This window comes from Paracoccus sediminis (assembly GCF_900188295.1).
Taxonomy (GTDB): domain Bacteria; phylum Pseudomonadota; class Alphaproteobacteria; order Rhodobacterales; family Rhodobacteraceae; genus Paracoccus; species Paracoccus sediminis.
In genome coordinates, this window is record NZ_FZNM01000020.1 from 1 (window position 1) to 19636 (window position 19636).

Here is a 19636-nt window from a genome sequence, read left to right on the forward strand (position 1 = left end):
CGGCGGTGACCGCCAGCGTAACCCACGGCCGCGCGGCTTGCGCTACGCCGAAGGCTCCGCGCGCGGCCTCCTACACCACGTGCTGGGACACTATCCCGGCATCTTTCCGGAGGCACGGATCGCGCGCGACCGTCGTTCCTTGCGCTGTGCCGACCTGTCCGGCCGCCCGCCGCGCAAGGAGGGGTCTTGTACCATCCACCTTGATGGGCCCTATGCGGGCTGGGGCTTCGATTATGCCACCGGTGAAAGCGCCGGGCCCATCGATCTGATCGCGCAGGCGACGGGGCTCTGCGATGGCGCGCTTTTCGACGAAGCGGTGCGGATTGCCGGGATGGATCATCCCGCGCCCCGAAGCGCGCCGCGTCCGAAGCCCGACCATTCACCTGAGGTTGCGCGTCTGGTCGATGGCGCCCAGCCGCTCGTCGGAACCGTGGGCGAAGCCTACCTGCGTGAGCGCGGCCTTGCCGATCCGGGATGCCCGGATCTGCTGTTCCATCCCGACCTGCCGGATTTCGACACGCGACGCGGTTGGCCGGGGCTGATCGCATTGCCGCGCCTTGCGGATGGAACCCGCGCGCAGGGCATCCACCGGACCTTCCTCATGGACGACGGCAGCGCCAAGGCGCCTGCCGGGAAGAAGATGCTGGGATCGGTAGCGGATGGGGCCGTGCGCCTGTTCGCCATGCCTGCGGACGGCCACCTCGGCATCGCCGAAGGCATCGAGACAGCGTTGGCAGCACATGCCCTGTTCGGCACCGCCGTCTGGGCGGCGCTGTCGGCCGACGGGCTTGCGCGCTTTCGCTGGCCCGAGGGCACGACGCGGATCACGATCTACGCCGATGCTGGCGATGCCGGTCGTCAGGCGGCCGCCACGCTCTCAGACCGGCTGAACCGAGTCGACATTCCGAACCAGATCGTGGTCCCGCTCAATGGCGACGATTTCAACGACGATCTGATGGGCGGAGCGCGTGCGGCGGACTATCGCCGGGATATTTCGGCAGACGAGCCGGTCGGACTTGAGGCTTCGACGCCAGTGGTGGCCCCGGCGCCTGGCGATCCGGACGAGTTGATTGCCGCCGCCCAAGCGCTGACCAACCCGCCCGAACTCGCGGCGCTCTCCAGCCTTCTCGGTCGCCTTGCGCTGGCCCGGCTCGATCCGCTGCCCGAACGCCAGATCCTCGCCCGGATCAAGACTGCGACCGGCATCTCCATGTCGATCCTCGACAAGCAATTGACGGAACTGCGCCGCCGCGTGCATGCGACGGGCGATCCACAGAGCAGGATCGCGCGTCCCGCCTGGTTCGGACGGCTCTGTCAGGACTTGTCCGGCACGCCCGAGCGCAACGAGGCCAATGTGATCATCGCCCTGTCCTCGGATCCGGTCTTCGCAGGGCTCCTGGCCTTCGACGAGTTCGCCCAATCCATCGTGGTGCGCCAGCCGCTGCCCTGGGATGACCCGGCCACCCGCTTTCCGCGCCTCTGGGACGATGCAGACGATGTGCGTACCGCCGAATGGCTGCAGTTGCGCGGGCTCAACGTCGCCCCGATGGTCGTCAGCCGGGGTGTCGGCGCGGTGGCCCGCGACCTGCGCATCCATCCGGTTCGCGACTGGCTCGACACCCTGAAATGGGACGGTACGCCCCGGATCGAGACCTGGACCAGCACCTATCTCGGCGCCGCGCCGACAGCCTTCCATCACACCATCGGCGCGCTCTGGCTGATCTCTGCCGTGGCCCGGATCTACCGACCCGGGGTGAAAGCCGACCATATGCTGATCCTCGAAGGGCCGCAGGGTGCGCGCAAATCGACAGCCATCAAGGTGCTGGCGGGCGAAGAATGGTTTACCGACGAACTGCCCGAGCTTGGGTCCAAGGATGCGGCCATTCACATGCAGGGCGTCTGGATCGTGGAAATTGCCGAACTCGATGCCATCGGACGCGCCGAGGTGTCGCGCATCAAGGCCTTCCTGACCCGCACCACCGACCGTTTCCGTCCGCCCTATGGCCGCTACACTGTCGAGGTGCCGCGCCAATGCGTCTTCGCTGGCACCGTGAACCCCGACACCTATCTGCGCGATGAAACCGGCAACCGGCGCTTCTGGCCGCTACGCTGCGGCGGCATCGACATCGCAGCAATCGCTCGCGATCGGGATCAACTCTGGGCCGAAGCCGTCCACCGTTTCCGCGACGGCGCGATCTGGTGGATCGACGATCCGGCGCTGCTTGCCGAAGCTCATGGAGAACAGGAGCGCCGCTACCAATCCGACGCTTGGGACAATCTGATCGAGCACTGGCTGACGCACGAGATCCGCACAGTGTCCGACGGCTACCCGGACTATGGCAATTCCCGCACCGAAAGCGTGCTGCGGCAGGAACCGCTGAGCGACGTATCGGTCGGCGAGATCCTCGATGAAGCGATCGGGCTCGAACCCGGACGTTGGACACGTGGCGATCAGATGCGTGTCTCGGCCTATCTCAAATCCAACGGCTGGGAGCGATATCGGCGGCGCGACGAGGGAGGGCGCGCGGCAGGTCGGGAGTGGCGTTATCGGAAAGCCCAGACGTAGTCATCGCACGTCTGGGCATCCCGATACCTCTTTCTACACGGCTCGCAGCGGCCCTCTTTCCTGCCGCTCACTCCCGCCATCATCGGCGGTCAAGCTCCAGATAAGCCCCTCTACTTCTCCGAGCGGGAGGCCGAGTTCTCGCGCAATGTCAGCCTTGGTTACGCGCTCCTGCCAGAGCATCGTAAGCACCTGGCGCCAGACCTTTGATTTCTCGCGACCGATGCCGTTCGGTTCACCGGTGCGGTAGCCGCGCTTCGTCAGGTCGATGCAGATCGACTTGTATTGCCACTCCGAAAGTCGCTTCAGCTGATGAAGACGATAGGCCATCGCCATTGCCGAAACACGCCATCGGGCTTTGGCGCGAATGACGGTATCCGTTGTCACCCGCCTCGGAATGCGGGCTATGACATCTTCGGCGGGCATCAGGAACGCCGAAGCAAAGGCGTTTGCCTCACGCTCGACATTTCGTCCCTTCTTTGGGTCGCCATGCTTGTGCATGACGAGGTGAGCCAGTTCATGTGCGGCATCGAAACGACTGCTTTCGGCGGTCTTGAAGTTGTTCAGGAACATGTACGGCTTGCCGCCGCGCCAGAAAGAGAAGGCGTTGACCGACGCGGTGTTCTCGGTAAGCGAAAACAGCCGAATTCCTTTGACTTCCAGAAGCGCCATCAGGTCAGCGATGGGTTGCTGCCCAAGCGCCCACTGCTGCCGCATGTGCGACGCTGCCACCTCAGGGTCGCTTTCGTACGACAGATCGATCAGATCGGGCTCCGGCAAACCAAATCGCTCCTCGACCCATCCGCTCAGCATGAGCCCCACCGATCCGGCGCCAAGAGAGGCATCGCGCTCCTTGGCCGTCATCTTCGAGAATGAGCGGAAACTGACAGCACCGGGATCGACGGCATCGACCTTGGGTCCGAAGAAGAATTCTTCCGGGTATCCAAGCGCCTCTGCCAGCTTCCCCACCGTATGCGGCTCAGGCTCGTTCCGCCCCTGCTCGAGACGTTTGATGGTGTCGACGCTAACGCCAGCCTGTTCGGCAAGCGCTTTCGCCGTTAGCCCGCGCCGCGCACGAGCCAATTTCAATCGTGATTCTTCAAACATGTGACGCCTACTTGCGCACGATCTTGGGCTCGAAATCCTCCGCGATGCCGTCGTCGTCGAGATTCAGGAGCATGTCTTCTTCGTCGCCTTCGGGAAGCAGGAAGATGCGCTCCACTGCGCCTTCGAAGGTCTTGCCCGAAATCTTGGGCCGGGTGAGTTCGGCCCGTCCCATATCGTCGACCATGAGGTAATAAAACGCGAGCCCCACGGCATCGCCACGGACGAAGAAACGAAGTTCTTCCGGATCGAAAAGCATCGGGCCGCAGGCACGTTCGGACGCCGCACCCTTGTCCGAGCGCGGCTTCGGCGCCTTGTCGCCACAGGCGCGATCGACGTTGCAGAACCCGATCTTCAGCCCTTTCCGGTCGTTGCGGATGGTCTCGACCCCGTCTTTCCGGTCGATGACCCATTCGTCGCCAATGAACTCCTGGCGGAGAGATGCGACGCCCTCGTGATAGCCAAAGGTGCCTGCCGCGTTCGAAGGATGCAGCGCCGTCGCGTTTCCACTCGCAGTGCGAGCCGCGCGTACCGAGTTGATCAAACCATCCATCGACAATCCCATCTCGGCGATGCGACGGTCCACATCCCAAGGCTCACCCAGTATCTTCGTTTCAACCCATCCTGCCATGCTCGATTCCTCATGCCCGTTTTTTCTCCCTACTTGTAGGTCAAAAAAACGGGCACGGTCAAGACATCCCTTGTCCCCAAGCGTCCCAACCTTCCCAGTAGACCCAACGTTGCCCCAACTTCCATCTCGCGTTGGGGACACAGGAAAGCCTGCAGAAACAACGGTGTGCCCAACCTTATGCTGTTTCCCCAACCTATTGATGACTATTCATGTGGAACGATGAAAATCGTCGGGGCCATACGATTCCATGTAAAAGGAGTTGACCACCCGTTGGGGACACAGCGGTTGGGGTGCCATTCCATCAACTCATTGAATTTGAATGATAAAGGTGTGCCCCGACCCCATTGAACCTTGGGTTTGAGGGGCCAGAGGTTGGGACGGGGACCAAACAGCGTCGGTTGTTTCCCTCGAACGGCGCGCAGTCGTTTTCGCTTTGGGGCAGACTCGGTGCGTGCTAAATCTGACCGCGACCGAAGCCGAAGGCCCACAGTTTGTGAGCCTTCACCATGAACACACAGATCTCCGCGCAGGAAGTCCGCCCCGAGCAGGGGCGCATTTTCATCTCCTCCATCCTTGCCCTCGACCTTGGGACGACGACAGGTTGGGCTTTGCGAAGCCATGACGGCCTGATCACGTCCGGCACGACATCCTTTCGCCCCGGACGTTTCGACGGCGGCGGCATGCGGTATCTTCGGTTCACCAACTGGCTGACCGAGATCGACCGGCTATCAGGCCCCATCGCCGCGATCTGGTTCGAGGAAGTCCGCCGCCATGTCGGCACGGACGCAGCCCATGTCTATGGCGGGCTGATGGCCACCCTCACGGCATGGGCTGAACTCCGCGGCATCCCCTATGAGGGCGTTCCGGTTGGCACCATCAAGCGCCATGCCACCGGGAAGGGCAACGCCGACAAGGAGGCGATGATTACGGCCGCGCGGGCGCGTGGGTTCAGCCCGGCCGATGACAACGAGGCGGATGCCATCGCCATCTTGCATTGGGCAATCGAAACGAACGGGGGTGTCGCGTGAGGTGGTATCCCCGTGGCTATGGTGGCACCCGCCGTGATCCAGATCGCGTCAAGCAGGATGGCTGGCACGACCATGGTCTGCTGGCCGTCTCCATCGATGACCCGCGTCTCACCTGGCCGGAGCAGGAACTGGTCCGCCAACTGGGTGAAAAACTCTACGGCCCGCGTGTCGAGCCAAGGGAGATCGCCCATGGCTGAGTGGACCCCTGCCATTGTCGAAGCGCGCCTTGAGAGCGCTGCCGATGTTTTCCGGTCGCTGCCCGACGTGAAGCCACAGGGCTACTTCAACGCTTGGCCTGAGTATTTCCACAGCTTTGCCGATCAGGTCGGTCAGGAAGCCCGGATGCGACGGCCGAAGCCCGGCCCGCGCGAAATCACCCAAGCCGACGAAACGCTGCTGTGGTTGCGCTGGCTCGACCCGGCCGACGCGCGCCTTGTCTGGCTCCGGGCGAACCGCAAGCCATGGAAGCCGATCTGCTGGGAATTGGGCATCAGCCGCGCCACCGCCAACCGGCGCTGGCAGTATGGCATCGCCGTCATCGTCTGGCGTCTGAACGGCAAGCGCGTGCCGTCGAAGCGGTCGATGGACTTCGTGGTCGCGAAGGTGACGCCCTGAACCTGTCAATAGCCGTCGCGTGGGCGAGACACTTTCAAGCGAGACACCAGACGCCAAGACAGATCGCGTCCAGGAAGCTACAGATTCAATATGCTCGGGAGAGGAGCGCGCAGGCAGAGGCCGCGTCGCTGGCTTCCGGGGTCCAGCGAGGGGACCAGTGAGGGTCCGAACTGCCAAGCCTTTGATATCTTGGTTCCTTCCTGGGCGTTTTCGTATGCTGGCGGGCGAAGCGCGGCACATCGCTAGCGACAGGGCCGGATTTTTGGGAAGCCACCTGGAAGCCAGCGCCGCCTGAACCCGCCTGAAACACTGCAAAATCAAACCCTTGATACTGGACACCCCCGGTGGCCGCTGGACCCCGCTTGGAGTCCAGACTGGACCCCGGAGTCCGGAAGCCAGGGGTATCCACCTTGATCCGAGGAAAGACCCGACGATGACGCTGAGCTTTGCCCCGGATCGGATCGCGATGTGGCCGCTGGCGAAACTCCAGCCCTACGCCCGCAATGCCAAGGCGCATGGCGCGGATCAGGTCGCCAAGATCGCGGCTAGCATGGCCGAGTTCGGCTGGACCGTCCCATGCCTCGTGGCCGAGGATGGCGAACTGATCGCTGGCCACGGCCGGGTGCTTGCAGCCACGCAGTTGGGGTTGACCGAAGCGCCGGTGATCGTGCTGGGCCACCTGACCGAGGCGCAGCGCCGGGCGTATCGGATCGCGGACAACAAGCTGACCGAACTCGGCACCTGGGACGAGGCGCTGCTGTCGGCGGAACTGAACGACCTGCTGGCTGAAGATTTCGACCTGTCGCTTGTCGGGTTCTCCGACGGCGAGTTGGACAAGCTGCTGGCCTTCGTGCCGGAGGGGGACGGGGAAGAAGGTGGCGCCGGTGGCTCTGTGCCGCCGGTGACCATCCCCGAACCGCCGCGCAACCCGGCATCGCGCACCGGCGACCTGTGGATCCTCGGCGATCACCGGCTCCTTTGCGGTGACAGCACCAGCGCTGCCGATGTGCGCCGCCTGATGAATGGCGAACGGGCGATCCTGTTCGCGACCGATCCGCCGTATCTCGTCGACTATGACGGTTCGAACCATCCGACCCGCAACAAGGACTGGTCGGCGTCCTACGGCACGACGTGGGATGACAGTTCGCAGGGGGCCGAGCTCTACGACGGCTTCATCGCGGCCGCCGTCGCGGAAGCCATCGCCGAGAATGCCGCCTGGTATTGCTGGCACGCCTCGCGTCGCCAGGCGATGCTGGAAGCCTGCTGGGAAAAGGCCGGGGCCTTCGTGCATCAGCAGATCATCTGGGTGAAGGACCGCGGGGTTCTTACCCGGTCGCACTACCTCTGGAAGCACGAACCCTGTTTCATGGGCTGGCGTCGTCCGAACCGCCCGCCCAAAGTGGCCGAGGAAACCCCGCCGTCGACATGGGCGCTGCCCAGCTTTGCCAAGGATGACAGGCCCGACCATCCGACGCCGAAGCCGCTCGACGCCTTCGGGATCCCGATGCGCCAGCATGTGGCGCGGGGCGGCCTTTGCTACGAGCCATTCTCGGGGTCCGGTTCGCAGATCATGGCGGGCGAGGCCAATGGCCGCCGCGTCTTCGCGATGGAGATCAGCCCGGCCTATGTCGATGTCGCCGTCGAACGCTGGCAGGCCGAAACCGGCCGCGATGCGATCCTCGACGGGGACGGCCGGACCTTCGCGGCCGTGAGAACCGAGCGGCTGGCGGAAAGCACGGCCGAACCTGAAACCTTCCCCGAACCCGCCGCGTGACATGCATGACCTGGCTCTACATTCCACCGGACGCGCTTCCGGAACGGCAGACGCATGCCTCTTCGGCCTCTCCCTCTGCTCCGGAGCAGGCGGGCTGGACCTCGGGCTCACGATCGCCATCCCCGGATATCGTGCTGTGGGCCATGTCGAACGGGAGACCTTCGCCGCAGCCACTCTCGTGGCGCGGATGGAGGACGCGTCCCTGGATCAGGCTGTTGTCTGGGACGACGTTGGAACCTTCGACGGCCGCCCATGGCGCGGCGCGGTGGATATCGTCACTGCGGGCTATCCGTGCCAGCCGTTCTCTGTCGCAGGCAAACGCCGGGGCGCGGACGACCCGCGCCACCTCTGGCCGCATGTTGCCCGCATCATCGGAGAGGTCCAGCCGCACTTCGTCTTCCTCGAAAATGTCGCCCATCATCTCCGCCTCGGCTTCCCCGAAGTCGCTGCAGGACTGGTCGGCATGGGCTACAAGCTTGCGGCAGGCCTCTTCACGGCGGCGGAAGTCGGTGCGCCCCACAAGCGCGAACGGCTGTTCATCCTCGCCATCCGCGAAGGAGACGAGTTGGCCGACCCCGCGCGCCTGCTCTGGGACCCGGTCGAGTGGCGGGAACCGGACGGAACTGCTGCGGCTCTGGCCGACGCCGAGGGCCAGCGCCAACGAGAACCGGCAGACGAAGCCCACGCCCTCTCAAGAAGCTGGGCACCATGGGATGAATCTCGCGACGACGGCCGCGATGTGGCCGACGCCGATGGCGAACGGGCGTGCCAAGCCGAGCGCGGGCAATCGCCGGTCGGCCGATCTGACCCATTCGGCGGGGCTGTGGATGACCCCGACGGCGCGGGATCACAAGGACGGGGCAACGAGCTTGGCGAATACGCCGGTGAACGGCCTGCTTGGCCGCCAGGTCCTGGTGACGCCGATGGCTGGGAGCGATACCTCCGAGCCGCGCCGGACCTTGAACCCGCTGTTCGTCGAGGCGCTGATGGGTTGGCCCACCGGGTGGACCGGCTTCGGCTCTGTGGCAACGGCGTGGTCCCCCTGGTTGCGGCGCATGCGCTGCGAACTCTGGCAGCTCAACTTCTGGCCGATGGATGAGGCAGCGGCATGAAGCAGTCCCGCCTCATGTCGCTGGTCGAGACCGCGACAAACGTCGTGGTCGGCTACGTCTTGGCCATCGCCACGCAGATCGTCGTGTTCCCGTGGTTCGGGATTGAGACGGGGCTCCCGGAGCATCTGACCATCGGCCTCGCCTTCGTCGGCGTCTCGCTGGCGCGCGGCTATCTGCTGCGACGGCTCTTCGAACGCCTGCGCGGCTGGTGACCGTTTCGCTGACAAGCGCTTGGTCGGACTGGTAGCCTTCGGGCATGTCCGAAGGCTGGCAACATATCGAGATCAACGATCTCGGGACCATCGTCGTCCTGCGTCCGATCTCGGACGAGGGACGGGACTGGTTTGCGGAGCATGTCGGCGAACCTGAGCCGGGCGGCATCTACACCTGTGAGCCGCGCATGGCGCAGGACATCCTGCAGGCCGCCGCCCGCGATCTGCTGTCGTGGCAATGAGAAACCGCCGCCCGGTCGGGGCGGCGGCGTAGCAATCGTCTCACGGAGTCAGGCTGCCGAAAGCCTGTAGACCCGTCCGCGCCCCTCGACCTTCTCCGAGGTCACCTCGAGCCCGAGCTTCTTCTTCAGCGCCCCGGCCATCGCGCCGCGCACAGTGTGCGACTGCCAGCCCGTGGTGGCGGTGATCTCCTCGATGGTCGCGCCTTCCTGCGCGCGCAGCATGGCGATCAGCGTGGCCTGCTTCGTCCCCTCGCGCGGCGTGCGCGCCTTGGGCGCGGCTTCAGGCGCGGTCGGGGTGTCCGTCGCGGGCGCGTCGCTCGGCGCGTGGTCGACGCCCACAGGCGCGGTGTTCGTGTCCTCGGGCTCGATGCCGATGGCGGCGAGCCCTGCATCGGTGGCGACCAGTGTTGTGCCGTGCCCGTCGCCGGTTTCGCGCCACATCGGTTCGCCCTTGCGCAGGTCGGCGTCGACCTCCTGCAGGAGACCCTTGGAGAGCATCGCGCCGACCACCTTGGCGGCGGCACCGCCGCGCAGGCTCTCGGGCAGCGGCAGGGCGATGTGCTCGGGCCGCTGTGCTGCGGCGCTAAGGATCAGGGATTGGGTGTCGGAAAGCTGGGTCATCGTCGTCTCCCGTATCGGGGCGCGCGGGATGCGGGCCCTTCTACGAGGCCGAGCCCGCCAGGCGGCGGGCGGGACCGGGAGTGGGTCATCTCACTCGGCGTGTTCGCCTTCGTGGAAGGCCATATCGCTGATCTCGCGCAGCTTGGCGCGGTAGTGGTTCAGAGTGCCGACGTGGCCCCAGTGGATCTCGTCGGGGCTGGTATCGAAGTGGTCGGCGCTGAGGGTGGCGAGGCGTTCCAGCATCGCGTCGATCTCGAACTTGGCGGCGAGGAAGGCGTCGAGGGCCTTGTTCGACCGCTCCCTCGAACCGGTGGCGGGAGCGGTCTCACTGTCAGTCGCGCGGCGGGTCATCGTGGTGGCTCCGTGGTGAGTTGCATCGTTTCGTTGGAGACACGTTCGCTCTGTCCGCGATGCTCATCAACGAGATAAGCGCATGATATTGAACGATAATCGGAGCCGTCGATGCAGGGCATGAGCGAGCGCCAGTATGCCGCCCATGTCGGGCTGTCGCGGGGCGCGATCCAGAAGGCGAAGACGGCCGAGCGGCTGGTCCTCTATCCCGACGGCAGCATCGACGCGGTGGCCAGCGACGCCAGACGTGCCGAGACGACGGACCCGTCGAAGACGAGAAAGCCGCCCGCGGCGAAGCTGAAGCCTGTCCCCGAGGCGGCGGTGGCGGCCGTCGGCGACACGCTACGCGAACAGGGGCTGGCGGTTCCGGCGGTGGGCGGCGGCACGACCTTCCTGCAGGCGAAGACCGCGAACGAGGTGCTGAAGGCGCAGGAACGGCGCATCCGGCTGCAGAAGCTGAAGGGGGAGTTGATCGAGCGGGCCCGCGCGCTGGCGCTGGTGTTCCGCCTGGCGCGCGAGGAACGGGACGCGTGGGTGAACTGGCCTGCGCGCGCGGCGGCGTTGATGGCGGCCGATCTGGGCGTCGAGCCAGCCGCGATGCAGAAGGTGCTGGAGAAACATGTACGCGCCCACCTCGACGAGCTTGCCGAGGTCCGGCCCGACTTCCGGTGATGAGGACCGATTTCGCGACAGCGAAACGGAAGGGTCCAGTGGACCCTTGCGAGGGACGAATGCCCGGAGCGTAAGCGCAGGGCCGGAAGATGGCCTGACCGATTTCGACGGCGCGGGCGAGATCCTGCGCGCCTGGGGCAACGGGCTGCGGCCCGATCCGGACCTGACCGTCTCGGAATGGGCGGACCGGCACCGGATGCTCTCGGGCCGCGCTTCGGCGGAACCGGGGCGATATCGGACGGCGCGCACGCCTTACATGCGCGAGATCATGGACCGGCTGTCGCCCGGCGATCCCACGCAGCGGATCGTGTTCATGAAGGCCGCACAGGTTGGGGCGACCGAGGCAGGCAACAACTGGATCGGCTTCGCGATCCACCAGGCGCCGGGTCCGATGCTGGCGGTCCAGCCCACGGTGGAACTGGCCAAGCGGAACTCGCGGCAGCGGATCGACCCGCTGATCGACGAAAGCCCGGATCTGCGGGAGCGGGTCAAACCCGCACGATCCCGCGACGCGGGCAACACGATGCTGTCCAAGGAGTTCGCGGGCGGCATCCTGATCATGACCGGCGCCAACTCGGCGGTCGGGCTCCGATCGACCCCGGCGCGGTACATCTTCCTCGACGAGGTCGACGCCTATCCGGCCTCGGCCGACGAGGAAGGCGACCCGGTCACGCTGGCCGAGGCACGGTCGCTGACCTTCGCCCATCGGCGCAAGGTGCTGCTGGTGTCGACGCCCACCATCCGGGGGCTGAGCCGGATCGAACGGGAATACGAGGTGAGCGACCAGCGCCGGTACTTCGTGCCGTGCCCGCATTGCGGCGCGATGTAATGGCTGAAGTTCGACCGGCTGCGCTGGCAGAAGGGTAAGCCGGAAACGGCGGAATATCACTGCGAGGGCTGCGACGCGGCAATCACGGAACACCACAAGACGGCGATGCTGGAAAGCGGCGAGTGGCGGGCGACCGCCACGGCCGCCGATCCGACCACGGTCGGGTATCACCTCTCGGCGCTCTATTCGCCGATCGGCTGGCTGAGCTGGGAGCGGATCGTTCGGGCGTGGGACGCAGCTCAGGGGTCGGACGAGGCGATCAAGGCGTTCCGCAACACCATCCTAGGCGAGACATGGGTCGAGACCGGGGAAGCGCCCGACTGGCGGCAGCAGGAGACCAACAGCGCGCCATCCCCGCGAACAGGCACGGAAGCTGTTTCCGAGTCGGGATTTCCATTGATCGGGAAAATGGAAGCACTCGCCCATCCGCAGGGCCTTCGATGGGGGCCTCTGCAAATGTTGACCAGGTGTTGACAAGAATTTCAAAAGCAAAAACCCGACGGTTTAAGTCGGGATCCAACATTTTGATATCTTTGATTTGTTTGGTGCGGGGGCGCGCTACCTACGAGACCGACACTCGATCCAAGCGGCCATCTGACCGACCGTATATAGCCGCCTGAAAGCACCTGAGGCGTCCGATCAATCGTGTTGAAATCTCCGCACGAAACGCGGAAATCCCAACATGACTTATACAGGATCGCAGTTGGCAAGCTGACTTGGATAGTGGTCTAGATGGGACGCCAGCCGAATACCCCATCTGAACAACCAGGCAGCATTGCGTTCATCAGGGCGGTTTGCAGCATCTGTCGCTGATCCGCCTCGGGGATAGCCAGCAAATCCGCAGGCCCGAAAATCGCACGATGGGTCACGAAACCGCTGAGAAGGCTAAGCGCGAAATGCGCCCGTCCCGGATCCGCATGGCCAAACGCCCTGCTTAGAGGCAGGGCTAGTGACGTGCCAAAGAATTGCGCAATGATCGCCCGCGCCTCGCTGCAGAGGCTGGACTGTGTCAGTAAATGAAGCGGCCTGACATCTTCTACCTTGCGCGGATCACGCAGGAAGGCCAGATCGCAGATCCGGTTGATCATGGTCGCGCCATCGGGGCCCCCTGCGGCGATGTCATCGAGGGGCGCAAGCGCCAGCAAGGCCTGACGGAATATCTCGGCCTTCGACCCGAAGGCGCGATGGACATAGGCCACATCGACCCCAGCCGCGGCGGCGATGTCGCGCAGGCTGGTGTCGGAATAGGGCATCCGCGCGAAAAGCAGCATCGCCGATGCAAGAATGCGTTCTTTCCCGGTTGCCTGCCCCGGCATGCGGTCGGTCGAGTTGGCTGAGTTGAGCGTCCTTGGCATGGGTGGCTTGTGTTCGTCCGGTGGCTTCGACGCGAAGAAACTGAAAATGCTGCCCCGGAGCAGAGGTGCGGCAAGGTGCAGCCCACACCGGGTCGTGTTGTTTAGCTGGTTTTTCAACAGCAAACAACCAGCAGCCGCTTTTGCGCGACAATACAGGGTTTTACCCTGTCATTGAGCGTTGACAACAGGGGAGCGTAGGGCGAAAACCGCATCGGGACATGCGCGAAGCATCCATCAGCACAGCAATCAGAGGCAGATCATGGCAAAGCCCGGCAGAAACACCATTATTCTGGGCGGCCTGGCCGTTGTCGCCGTGCTTGGCTGGCTGGCCTGGGACCGGCTGCAACCCGCCGGTCTGCCGGCGGGTTTTGCCAGCGCCAATGGCCGGATCGAGGCGACCGAGGTGGATATCGCGGCGCTCACCGGCGGCCGAATCGCCGAAATCACCGCTGCCGAAGGTGACATGGTCAGCGCAGGCGATGTGCTGGTGCAGATGGACGTGGTGCAGCTGAACGCACAAAAACGTCAGGCCGAAGCGCAGCTTGCCCGCGCCGAAATCGGCGTCGAGACAGCAAGGGCGCTGGTCGCTCAGGCCGAGGCACAAGAGCGCGCGGCCCGGGCCGCGGTTGATCAGGCAGGCTCGGTTGCCGATGCCGCGTCGCGCAGGCTTGAACGCTCTGAGCAGCTTGCAAAGACCAGTGCGATCTCGCAGCAGGTGCTGGATGATGACCGCGCCCGGGACGCCCAGGCCCGCGCCGGTGTGGCCTCGGCCGAAGCCAGCCATGCGGCAGCGCTGGCGGGGGTCAGCAGCGCGCAGGCGCAGGTGGTCGATGCAAGTGCGGCCGTCGAGGCGGCAAAGGCGTCGATTGATGCGATCCAGGCCTCTCTGGACGACGCCACGCTGAAAGCGCCGCGCACGGGCCGGATCCAGTATCGCATCGCACAAGAGGGCGAGATTGTCGGCTCTGGCGGGCGGATCCTCAGCCTTGTCGATCTGGGCGATGTCTATATGACGGTTTTTCTGCCGACATCGCAGGTCGGCCGGGTGCAGGTCGGATCAGAGGTGCGCCTTGTCATGGATGCGGCGCGGGAATTCGTGATCCCGGCCACGGTTTCCTATGTTGCCGATGTGGCGCAGTTCACGCCAAAGACGGTCGAGACCGCCGATGAGCGCGAAAAGCTGATGTTCCGCGTCCGTGCCCGCATCGACCCCGAGCTGCTGTCGCGGCATATCGAGGATGTCAAAACCGGCCTGCCGGGCATGGCCTATCTGCGGCTTGATCCGGATGCCGCCTGGCCTGACTTTCTTTCCAATGTCGTGAAATGACCGGCTCAGTTGCCGGGGTCTCCGGCCTGACGCTGCGCTATGGCAAGGTCACGGCGCTTGACAATGTGACGCTGGAGATCCCTGAGGGGCGCATGGTCGGGCTGATCGGGCCAGACGGGGTCGGAAAGTCCAGCCTTCTGTCGCTGCTGGCCGGGGCACGTGTGATCCAGCAGGGCAAGGTCGAGGTTCTGGGCGGCGATATGCGCGATGTGGCGCATCGCAACCGCGTCTGCCCCCGCACCGCCTATATGCCGCAGGGTCTGGGCAAGAACCTCTACCCGACGCTTTCGGTCGAAGAGAACCTTGATTTCTTCGGCTCGCTTTTCGGTCATGACAAGGCCGAACGCGAGCGGCGGATCACAGATCTGCTGGCTGCGACCGGCATGACGCCGTTCCGGTCGCGCCCGGCGTCAAAGCTGTCGGGCGGCATGAAGCAAAAGCTGGGTCTGTGCTGCGCGCTGATCCATGATCCCGATTTCCTGATTCTTGACGAGCCGACCACCGGCGTCGATCCGCTGTCGCGCCGCCAGTTCTGGGATCTGATCGACCGCATCCGCGCGACACGGCCGGGGATGAGCGTGATCACCGCCACCGCCTATATGGAAGAGGCCGCGCGCTTCGACTGGCTGGTTGCGATGAATGCGGGCCGGGTGCTGGCCACCGGCACCACCAACGATCTGCTGTCGCGGACCGGGGCCGACACGCTTGATGCAGCCTTCATCGCGCTTTTGCCCGAAGAAGACCGGGGCGAAGACAGTGCCGTGGTGATCCCGCCGCGGACCACCGATGACAGCGATATCGCCATCGAGGCCGAGGGGCTGACGCAGCGCTTTGGCGATTTCGTGGCGGTCGACAATGTTTCCTTCCGCATCCCCAGGGGTGAGATTTTCGGCTTTCTGGGTTCGAACGGCTGCGGCAAGACGACGACGATGAAGATGCTCACCGGGCTTCTGGAGCCGAGTGAGGGCCGGGCAAAGCTTTTCGGCCATGAGGTCGATGCAAGCGATCTGTCGGTGCGCCGCCGGGTCGGGTTCATGTCGCAGGCCTTCTCGCTCTATTCCGAGCTGACGGTGCGTCAGAACCTTGATCTGCACGCGCGGCTTTTCGATATGGCGGCCGAGAAGATCCCCGCCAGGGTTGACGAGATGATCGCCCGGTTCGATCTGGGCGACGTGACCGACAGCCTGCCCGAGGCGTTGCCGCTGGGTATCCGCCAGCGGCTTTCGCTGGCGGTGGCGATGATCCATGCGCCCGAGATCCTGATCCTTGACGAGCCGACCTCGGGGGTGGACCCGGTGGCGCGCAACGGCTTCTGGCGCATTCTGGCGGAACTTTCGCGCAAGGATGGCGTGACGATCTTTGTCTCGACCCATTTCATGAACGAGGCGGAATGGTGCGACCGCATCAGCCTGATGCATGCGGGCAAGGTGCTGGTCTCGGACACCGCCGAGGGGATCACGAAAGCCAAAGGTTGCGCCACGCTGGAAGACGCGTTCATCGCCTATCTTGAAGAGGCGATTGGCGAGACGGCACCCGCCCCCGCCGCTGCGCCCGAGGCCGCGCCCGAGGCCCCCGCAGCCGGGGTGACCCATCACGCGCAGCAATCCGGCTTCAGCCTGCGGCGACTGCTTAGCTATTCGCAGCTGGAAAGCCTGCAATTGCAGCGCGATCCGATCCGGCTGACCATGGCGTTGGTCGGCAGCCTTCTTCTGATGATCGTGGTGGGGCTGGGCATCAACATGGATGTCGAGGATCTGACCTTCGCCGCCCTTGACCGCGACCAGACCACCACCAGCCGCAATTATATCGCCGATATTGCGGGATCGCGCTATTTCATCGAACAGCCGGCCCTGACAAGTTACGACGAGATCGACGCAAGAATGCGCTCGGGCGAGCTGGCGCTGGCGATCGAGATCCCGCCCGGCTTTGCCGCCGATATCGCGGCAGGCAGGGATGTGCAGGTCGGGGCCTGGTTCGACGGCGCCAACCCCAGCCGCGCCAATACGGTGCAGGGCTATGTGCAGGGCATGCATGCCGACTGGATCACACGTCAGGCGCGTCAGCTTTACGGTGACAAGGCGAGCGGCGGCAGTTTCGAACTGGTGACCCGATACCGCTACAACCCCGACGTGCGCAGCCTGAATGCGATGGTCCCGGCGATCATCCCGCTGCTTTTGCTGATGATCCCGGCGATCCTGACCACGCTTTCGGTCGCGCGTGAACGCGAACTGGGCTCGATCATCAATTTCTACGTCACGCCGGTGACGCGGCTGGAATTTCTGCTTGGCAAACAGCTGCCCTATATCGCGCTGGCCATGCTGAATTTCTTCCTGATGATGGCCATGGCGGTCACATTCTTCGCAGTGCCCTTCAACGGCAGTTTTCTGGGCTTTACCCTTTCGGCGCTGATCTATGTCACCGCGACCACGGCGCTTGGTTTTCTGGTGTCGGTCTTCATCGCAAGTCAGGTCGCGGCGCTGTTCGCGACCGCCATGCTGACGATGATCCCGGCGGTCAGCTATTCGGGTTTGATCTACCCGGTCTCTTCGCTGTCGGGTTTTGGCCGGGTTCTGGGCGAGATCTACCCCTCGACCTGGTTTATCACCGCCGCGCGGGGGGCTTTCTCCAAGGCCTTCGGAATGGCGGAACTGGCCGGGCCGATGCTGGCCATGGGCATCGCCATTCCGGTGATTATCGGGCTGGCGGCGGCCTTCCTGGAAAAACAGGCGAAGTGAGGGGCGGATGAACCTGCGCAACACCTTCAATCTGGGCGTCAAGGAATTGCGCGGGCTCTGGCGCGATCCGGTGATGCTGGTGCTGATCGTCTATTCCTTTTCGCTCTCGATCTGGACCTCTGCGAACGTCTCGCCCGAGGCGCTGACGAATGCCGCGATCTCGATCGTGGATGAGGATCAGTCGCATCTCTCCGCCCGCATCACCTCGGCCTTTTATCCGCCCTATTTTGTCGAGCCGCAGATGACCACGACGGCCGAGATGGATCGGCGGATGGATCAGGGGCTGGATACTTTTGCGCTGAACATCCCACCGGATTTCGCGCGCGATGTGCTGGCCGGAAAAAACCCGGCGATCCAGCTGAATATCGACGCGACAAGGATGAGCCAGGCCTTCACCGGCGGCGGCTATATCCAGCAGATCGTGTCCTCCGAGGTTTCGGAATATGTGGCGGGCTACCGGGCCGAGACCGCGCTGACGGTCGATCTGGCGCTCCGCGCGCGGTATAATCCCTCGCTGGATCCGAAGTGGTTCGGCGCGATTTCCGCCGTGATCCGGTCGATCACCATGCTGTCGCTGGTGCTGACCGGCGCGGCGCTGATCCGCGAAAAGGAACATGGCACGGTCGAGCACCTGCTGGTCATGCCCGTCACCACGACCGAGATCATGTTTTCCAAGATCTGGTCGATGGGGCTGGTGGTGCTGCTGGGGTCGATCTTTTCGCTAAGTGTTGTGGTGCAGGCGCTGATGGCGGTTCCGGTGCAGGGCTCGGTCGTGCTGTTTCTTGCGGGCGCGGTGCTGATGGTTTTCGCCATGACGGGGCTTGGAATTTTCCTTGCCACCATCGCCGGGTCGATGCCGCAATTCGCGCTTTTGCTGATGATGGCGCTTTTGCCGCTGCAGGTGCTGTCAGGCGCGATGACGCCGCGGGAATCCATGCCAGAGATCATCCAGACCATCATGCTTGCAGCCCCCAACACGCATTTCATCATCCTCTCGCAGGGCATCTTGTTCCGAGGTGCGGGGCTTGACGTGGTCTGGCCCCAGTTCGCGGCGCTGGCGGCGATCGGGGTGGCGCTGTTCTGGGTGGCACTGATACGATTCAAGAAATTCCTGCGGTAAGGCATATGTTGGGCCGCCTGCTTCTGATCCTGACGCTTGCGCTTGCAGGCTGCGCTGCGCGTCCGGGGCCGGAAGTTCTGGCCCCCGATGCCGGTGCCCTGCCCGAGGGCGCCCGCCTTGTCCGGGTGCTGACCATGACCACCCGCGCGCCCGAGGCAAATCTGCCGGGGGCCTTTGGCGACTCTCGCTCTATCCGGCCAAGCTGGCTGGAATACGAGGTCTCGGTGCCGCCTGGCCATCGGCCGGGAAAGATTGAATGGCCGGATCGCAATGGCAGCAGCGCCGACCGGAATTTCGTGATGCGCAGCCGGCAGACGCTTAGCCGTGACGCCTTTGCAAAGCGTCTCTCGCGCGAGGGGGTCGGACTTTATGTCCACGGCTTCAACACCCGCTTTCATGAGGCCTTGTTCCGTACCGCGCAGCTTTCGGTCGATGCGCATATCGAGGAAAAGCCCGTCCTTTTTACATGGCCCTCGGCAGGCGATCCGGGCGCCTATCTGGCTGATCGTGACGCGTCTGACTTTTCCCGCGCGGCGCTTGCCGATCTGCTGCGGCTTTTGACAAAGGGTCGGTCCGCTTCCGACGCGGTGCCGGTGCTGGCTCACAGCATGGGCGCGCGGCTGACGATGGAGACGCTGGTGCAACTGCGTCTTGCCGGGCGGGACGATGTGCTGGACCGGATCGAGGTCATCCTTGCCGCCCCGGATATTGATATCGATCTTTTCCGCGCCCAGATGGTCAGCCTTGGGCCGATGAAGCATCCCATCACGGTGCTCGTCTCCTCGGACGATCTGGCGCTGAAACTGTCGTCGCGGCTTTCGGCACGTCGGATACGGCTTGGGCTTGTCGATGTGCGTGATCCGGCGGTCCAGCGCCTGGCGGTCGCGACCGGAATACGGATCGTGGATATTACCGATATTCCGACCGATGATCCCGCCCACAGCCGCTATGTCGGCCTGCTTTCCGGCGAGGCCGGGGCTGTGGTTGAAAGCACCCTTTTCGGTGAGGTACGCTTGGCTGGGGCCTTTGTCTTCAATCAGGTCGGTGGTGTCTTCACTGGCATCGGTGATGTGCTGGCGGATTGAGGCCGCGGCCTTGGCCCGGCGTTGGTGCCAGCGGCATTGGCCGGGTCATGGCCTCGACGTCGCGCCGTTTTGCCGGTAATCGTCCATGATGATCAGGGCAGGGACAGGGGATTCCGTGTCCGCCGCCGGACGCCGATGCTTTGCCTGTTCAGTCCGGGGGCGGCTGTTTCGGCGGTTTGACGGCGCTTTACGACATGTCGTCGGCATCGGGCCTTGGGCGCAATGCCTATGTTCAAGAAAAATCTTGAACTCTTTGATTT

Annotated in this window: 18 protein-coding genes and 2 pseudogenes; 15 read left to right on the forward strand and 5 right to left on the reverse strand. The window is 64.3% G+C overall.

Annotated elements, in window-relative coordinates; genetic code table 11:
• Nucleotides 1–37: 37 nt before the first annotated feature.
• Nucleotides 38–2566 (forward strand): VapE domain-containing protein, encoded by a 2529-nt coding sequence (locus CHB77_RS16935; RefSeq protein ID WP_089389365.1) that lies wholly within the window; start codon nucleotides 38–40, stop codon nucleotides 2564–2566.
• Between the two features lie 33 nt (nucleotides 2567–2599).
• On the opposite strand, the gene CHB77_RS16940 is transcribed toward CHB77_RS16935, so the two are convergent.
• A complete protein-coding gene (locus CHB77_RS16940; protein ID WP_089389366.1) occupies nucleotides 2600–3670 on the reverse strand; it encodes a helix-turn-helix domain-containing protein in 1071 nt (356 codons plus the stop codon).
• A gap of 7 nt (nucleotides 3671–3677) precedes the next feature.
• Nucleotides 3678–4298, reverse strand: a complete 621-nt coding sequence (locus tag CHB77_RS16945) for a hypothetical protein (protein WP_089389367.1) — start codon at nucleotides 4296–4298, stop codon at nucleotides 3678–3680.
• Between the two features lie 680 nt (nucleotides 4299–4978).
• On the opposite strand from CHB77_RS16945, the gene CHB77_RS16950 reads away from it, so the two are divergent.
• The 8 genes and pseudogenes from CHB77_RS16950 to CHB77_RS16980 all read left to right on the forward strand — a co-directional run bounded on the left by CHB77_RS16950 (nucleotide 4979) and on the right by CHB77_RS16980 (nucleotide 9281).
• On the forward strand, nucleotides 4979–5326 hold the full coding sequence (locus tag CHB77_RS16950; RefSeq protein WP_425320186.1) for a hypothetical protein: 348 nt from the start codon (nucleotides 4979–4981) through the stop codon (nucleotides 5324–5326).
• Nucleotides 5323–5523, forward strand: a complete 201-nt coding sequence (locus CHB77_RS16955) for a hypothetical protein (RefSeq protein ID WP_089389369.1) — start codon at nucleotides 5323–5325, stop codon at nucleotides 5521–5523. Before CHB77_RS16950 ends, CHB77_RS16955 begins: the two co-directional genes overlap by 4 nt.
• The gene (locus CHB77_RS16960) at nucleotides 5516–5941 is read left to right on the forward strand and encodes a DUF6362 family protein (RefSeq protein WP_089389370.1); all 426 of its coding nucleotides are present in this window, start codon (nucleotides 5516–5518) and stop codon (nucleotides 5939–5941) included. The genes CHB77_RS16955 and CHB77_RS16960 overlap by 8 nt, the downstream gene beginning before the upstream one ends.
• A 433-nt stretch (nucleotides 5942–6374) precedes the next feature.
• Nucleotides 6375–7715 (forward strand): site-specific DNA-methyltransferase, encoded by a 1341-nt coding sequence (locus tag CHB77_RS16965; RefSeq protein WP_089389371.1) that lies wholly within the window; start codon nucleotides 6375–6377, stop codon nucleotides 7713–7715.
• Nucleotide 7716: 1 nt separating this feature from the next.
• A pseudogene (locus tag CHB77_RS18735) lies at nucleotides 7717–8226 on the forward strand (DNA cytosine methyltransferase); the annotation flags it as partial.
• 202 nt (nucleotides 8227–8428) lie between these two features.
• On the forward strand, nucleotides 8429–8827 hold the full coding sequence (locus CHB77_RS18740) for a hypothetical protein (RefSeq protein WP_242626691.1): 399 nt from the start codon (nucleotides 8429–8431) through the stop codon (nucleotides 8825–8827).
• Nucleotides 8824–9039, forward strand: coding sequence for a DUF7220 family protein (locus CHB77_RS16975; protein ID WP_089389373.1), 216 nt, complete (start codon nucleotides 8824–8826; stop codon nucleotides 9037–9039). Before CHB77_RS18740 ends, CHB77_RS16975 begins: the two co-directional genes overlap by 4 nt.
• Nucleotides 9040–9083: 44 nt before the next feature.
• A complete protein-coding gene (locus CHB77_RS16980; protein ID WP_089389374.1) occupies nucleotides 9084–9281 on the forward strand; it encodes a hypothetical protein in 198 nt (65 codons plus the stop codon).
• 48 nt (nucleotides 9282–9329) lie between these two features.
• Here CHB77_RS16980 and CHB77_RS16985 read toward each other — a convergent pair whose 3' ends face one another.
• The gene (locus tag CHB77_RS16985; protein WP_089389375.1) at nucleotides 9330–9902 is read right to left on the reverse strand and encodes a DUF3489 domain-containing protein; all 573 of its coding nucleotides are present in this window, start codon (nucleotides 9900–9902) and stop codon (nucleotides 9330–9332) included.
• A 90-nt stretch (nucleotides 9903–9992) separates the two neighbouring features.
• The gene (locus tag CHB77_RS16990) at nucleotides 9993–10253 is read right to left on the reverse strand and encodes a hypothetical protein (RefSeq protein ID WP_089389376.1); all 261 of its coding nucleotides are present in this window, start codon (nucleotides 10251–10253) and stop codon (nucleotides 9993–9995) included.
• 111 nt (nucleotides 10254–10364) lie between these two features.
• Between CHB77_RS16990 and CHB77_RS16995 the strand changes: the two genes are divergently transcribed.
• Together CHB77_RS16995 and CHB77_RS17000 are read left to right on the forward strand one after the other, a co-directional pair.
• Nucleotides 10365–10925 (forward strand): hypothetical protein, encoded by a 561-nt coding sequence (locus CHB77_RS16995; RefSeq protein ID WP_089389377.1) that lies wholly within the window; start codon nucleotides 10365–10367, stop codon nucleotides 10923–10925.
• Nucleotides 10926–10971: 46 nt separating this feature from the next.
• A pseudogene (locus CHB77_RS17000) lies at nucleotides 10972–12084 on the forward strand (phage terminase large subunit family protein); the annotation flags it as partial.
• A gap of 398 nt (nucleotides 12085–12482) precedes the next feature.
• Here the strand turns inward: CHB77_RS17000 and CHB77_RS17005 are convergent.
• Nucleotides 12483–13226, reverse strand: a complete 744-nt coding sequence (locus CHB77_RS17005) for a TetR/AcrR family transcriptional regulator (protein WP_134726962.1) — start codon at nucleotides 13224–13226, stop codon at nucleotides 12483–12485.
• 142 nt (nucleotides 13227–13368) lie between these two features.
• On the opposite strand from CHB77_RS17005, the gene CHB77_RS17010 reads away from it, so the two are divergent.
• Genes CHB77_RS17010 through CHB77_RS17025 form a run of 4 tightly spaced genes read left to right on the forward strand, consistent with a single transcriptional unit; the run spans nucleotide 13369 to nucleotide 19376 of the window.
• Nucleotides 13369–14436 (forward strand): HlyD family secretion protein, encoded by a 1068-nt coding sequence (locus CHB77_RS17010; protein ID WP_036707939.1) that lies wholly within the window; start codon nucleotides 13369–13371, stop codon nucleotides 14434–14436.
• Entirely contained in the window at nucleotides 14433–17171 is a 2739-nt protein-coding gene (rbbA, locus tag CHB77_RS17015) for a ribosome-associated ATPase/putative transporter RbbA (protein ID WP_036707940.1), read from the forward strand. The genes CHB77_RS17010 and rbbA overlap by 4 nt, the downstream gene beginning before the upstream one ends.
• 7 nt (nucleotides 17172–17178) lie before the next feature.
• A complete protein-coding gene (locus CHB77_RS17020) occupies nucleotides 17179–18291 on the forward strand; it encodes an ABC transporter permease (protein ID WP_089389379.1) in 1113 nt (370 codons plus the stop codon).
• 8 nt (nucleotides 18292–18299) lie between these two features.
• Nucleotides 18300–19376 carry an alpha/beta hydrolase gene (locus CHB77_RS17025; RefSeq protein WP_165456311.1) on the forward strand — a complete coding sequence of 359 codons (1077 nt, stop codon included), beginning with the start codon at nucleotides 18300–18302 and terminating at the stop codon, nucleotides 19374–19376.
• Nucleotides 19377–19636 lie beyond the last annotated feature (260 nt).

Bases quoted from the DNA above. Each gene is read 5' to 3' on its own strand.
- CHB77_RS16940 (WP_089389366.1), bottom strand. From the start codon at position 3,670: ATGTTTGAAGAATCACGATTGAAATTGGCTCGTGCGCGGCGCGGGCTA.
- CHB77_RS16945 (WP_089389367.1), bottom strand. From the start codon at position 4,298: ATGGCAGGATGGGTTGAAACGAAGATACTGGGTGAGCCTTGGGATGTG.
- CHB77_RS16950 (WP_425320186.1), top strand. From the start codon at position 4,979: ATGCGGTATCTTCGGTTCACCAACTGGCTGACCGAGATCGACCGGCTA.
- CHB77_RS16960 (WP_089389370.1), top strand. From the start codon at position 5,516: ATGGCTGAGTGGACCCCTGCCATTGTCGAAGCGCGCCTTGAGAGCGCT.
- CHB77_RS16965 (WP_089389371.1), top strand. From the start codon at position 6,375: ATGACGCTGAGCTTTGCCCCGGATCGGATCGCGATGTGGCCGCTGGCG.
- CHB77_RS18740 (WP_242626691.1), top strand. From the start codon at position 8,429: ATGAATCTCGCGACGACGGCCGCGATGTGGCCGACGCCGATGGCGAAC.
- CHB77_RS16975 (WP_089389373.1), top strand. From the start codon at position 8,824: ATGAAGCAGTCCCGCCTCATGTCGCTGGTCGAGACCGCGACAAACGTC.
- CHB77_RS16980 (WP_089389374.1), top strand. From the start codon at position 9,084: ATGTCCGAAGGCTGGCAACATATCGAGATCAACGATCTCGGGACCATC.
- CHB77_RS16985 (WP_089389375.1), bottom strand. From the start codon at position 9,902: ATGACCCAGCTTTCCGACACCCAATCCCTGATCCTTAGCGCCGCAGCA.
- CHB77_RS16990 (WP_089389376.1), bottom strand. From the start codon at position 10,253: ATGACCCGCCGCGCGACTGACAGTGAGACCGCTCCCGCCACCGGTTCG.
- CHB77_RS16995 (WP_089389377.1), top strand. From the start codon at position 10,365: ATGCAGGGCATGAGCGAGCGCCAGTATGCCGCCCATGTCGGGCTGTCG.
- CHB77_RS17010 (WP_036707939.1), top strand. From the start codon at position 13,369: ATGGCAAAGCCCGGCAGAAACACCATTATTCTGGGCGGCCTGGCCGTT.
- rbbA (WP_036707940.1), top strand. From the start codon at position 14,433: ATGACCGGCTCAGTTGCCGGGGTCTCCGGCCTGACGCTGCGCTATGGC.
- CHB77_RS17020 (WP_089389379.1), top strand. From the start codon at position 17,179: ATGAACCTGCGCAACACCTTCAATCTGGGCGTCAAGGAATTGCGCGGG.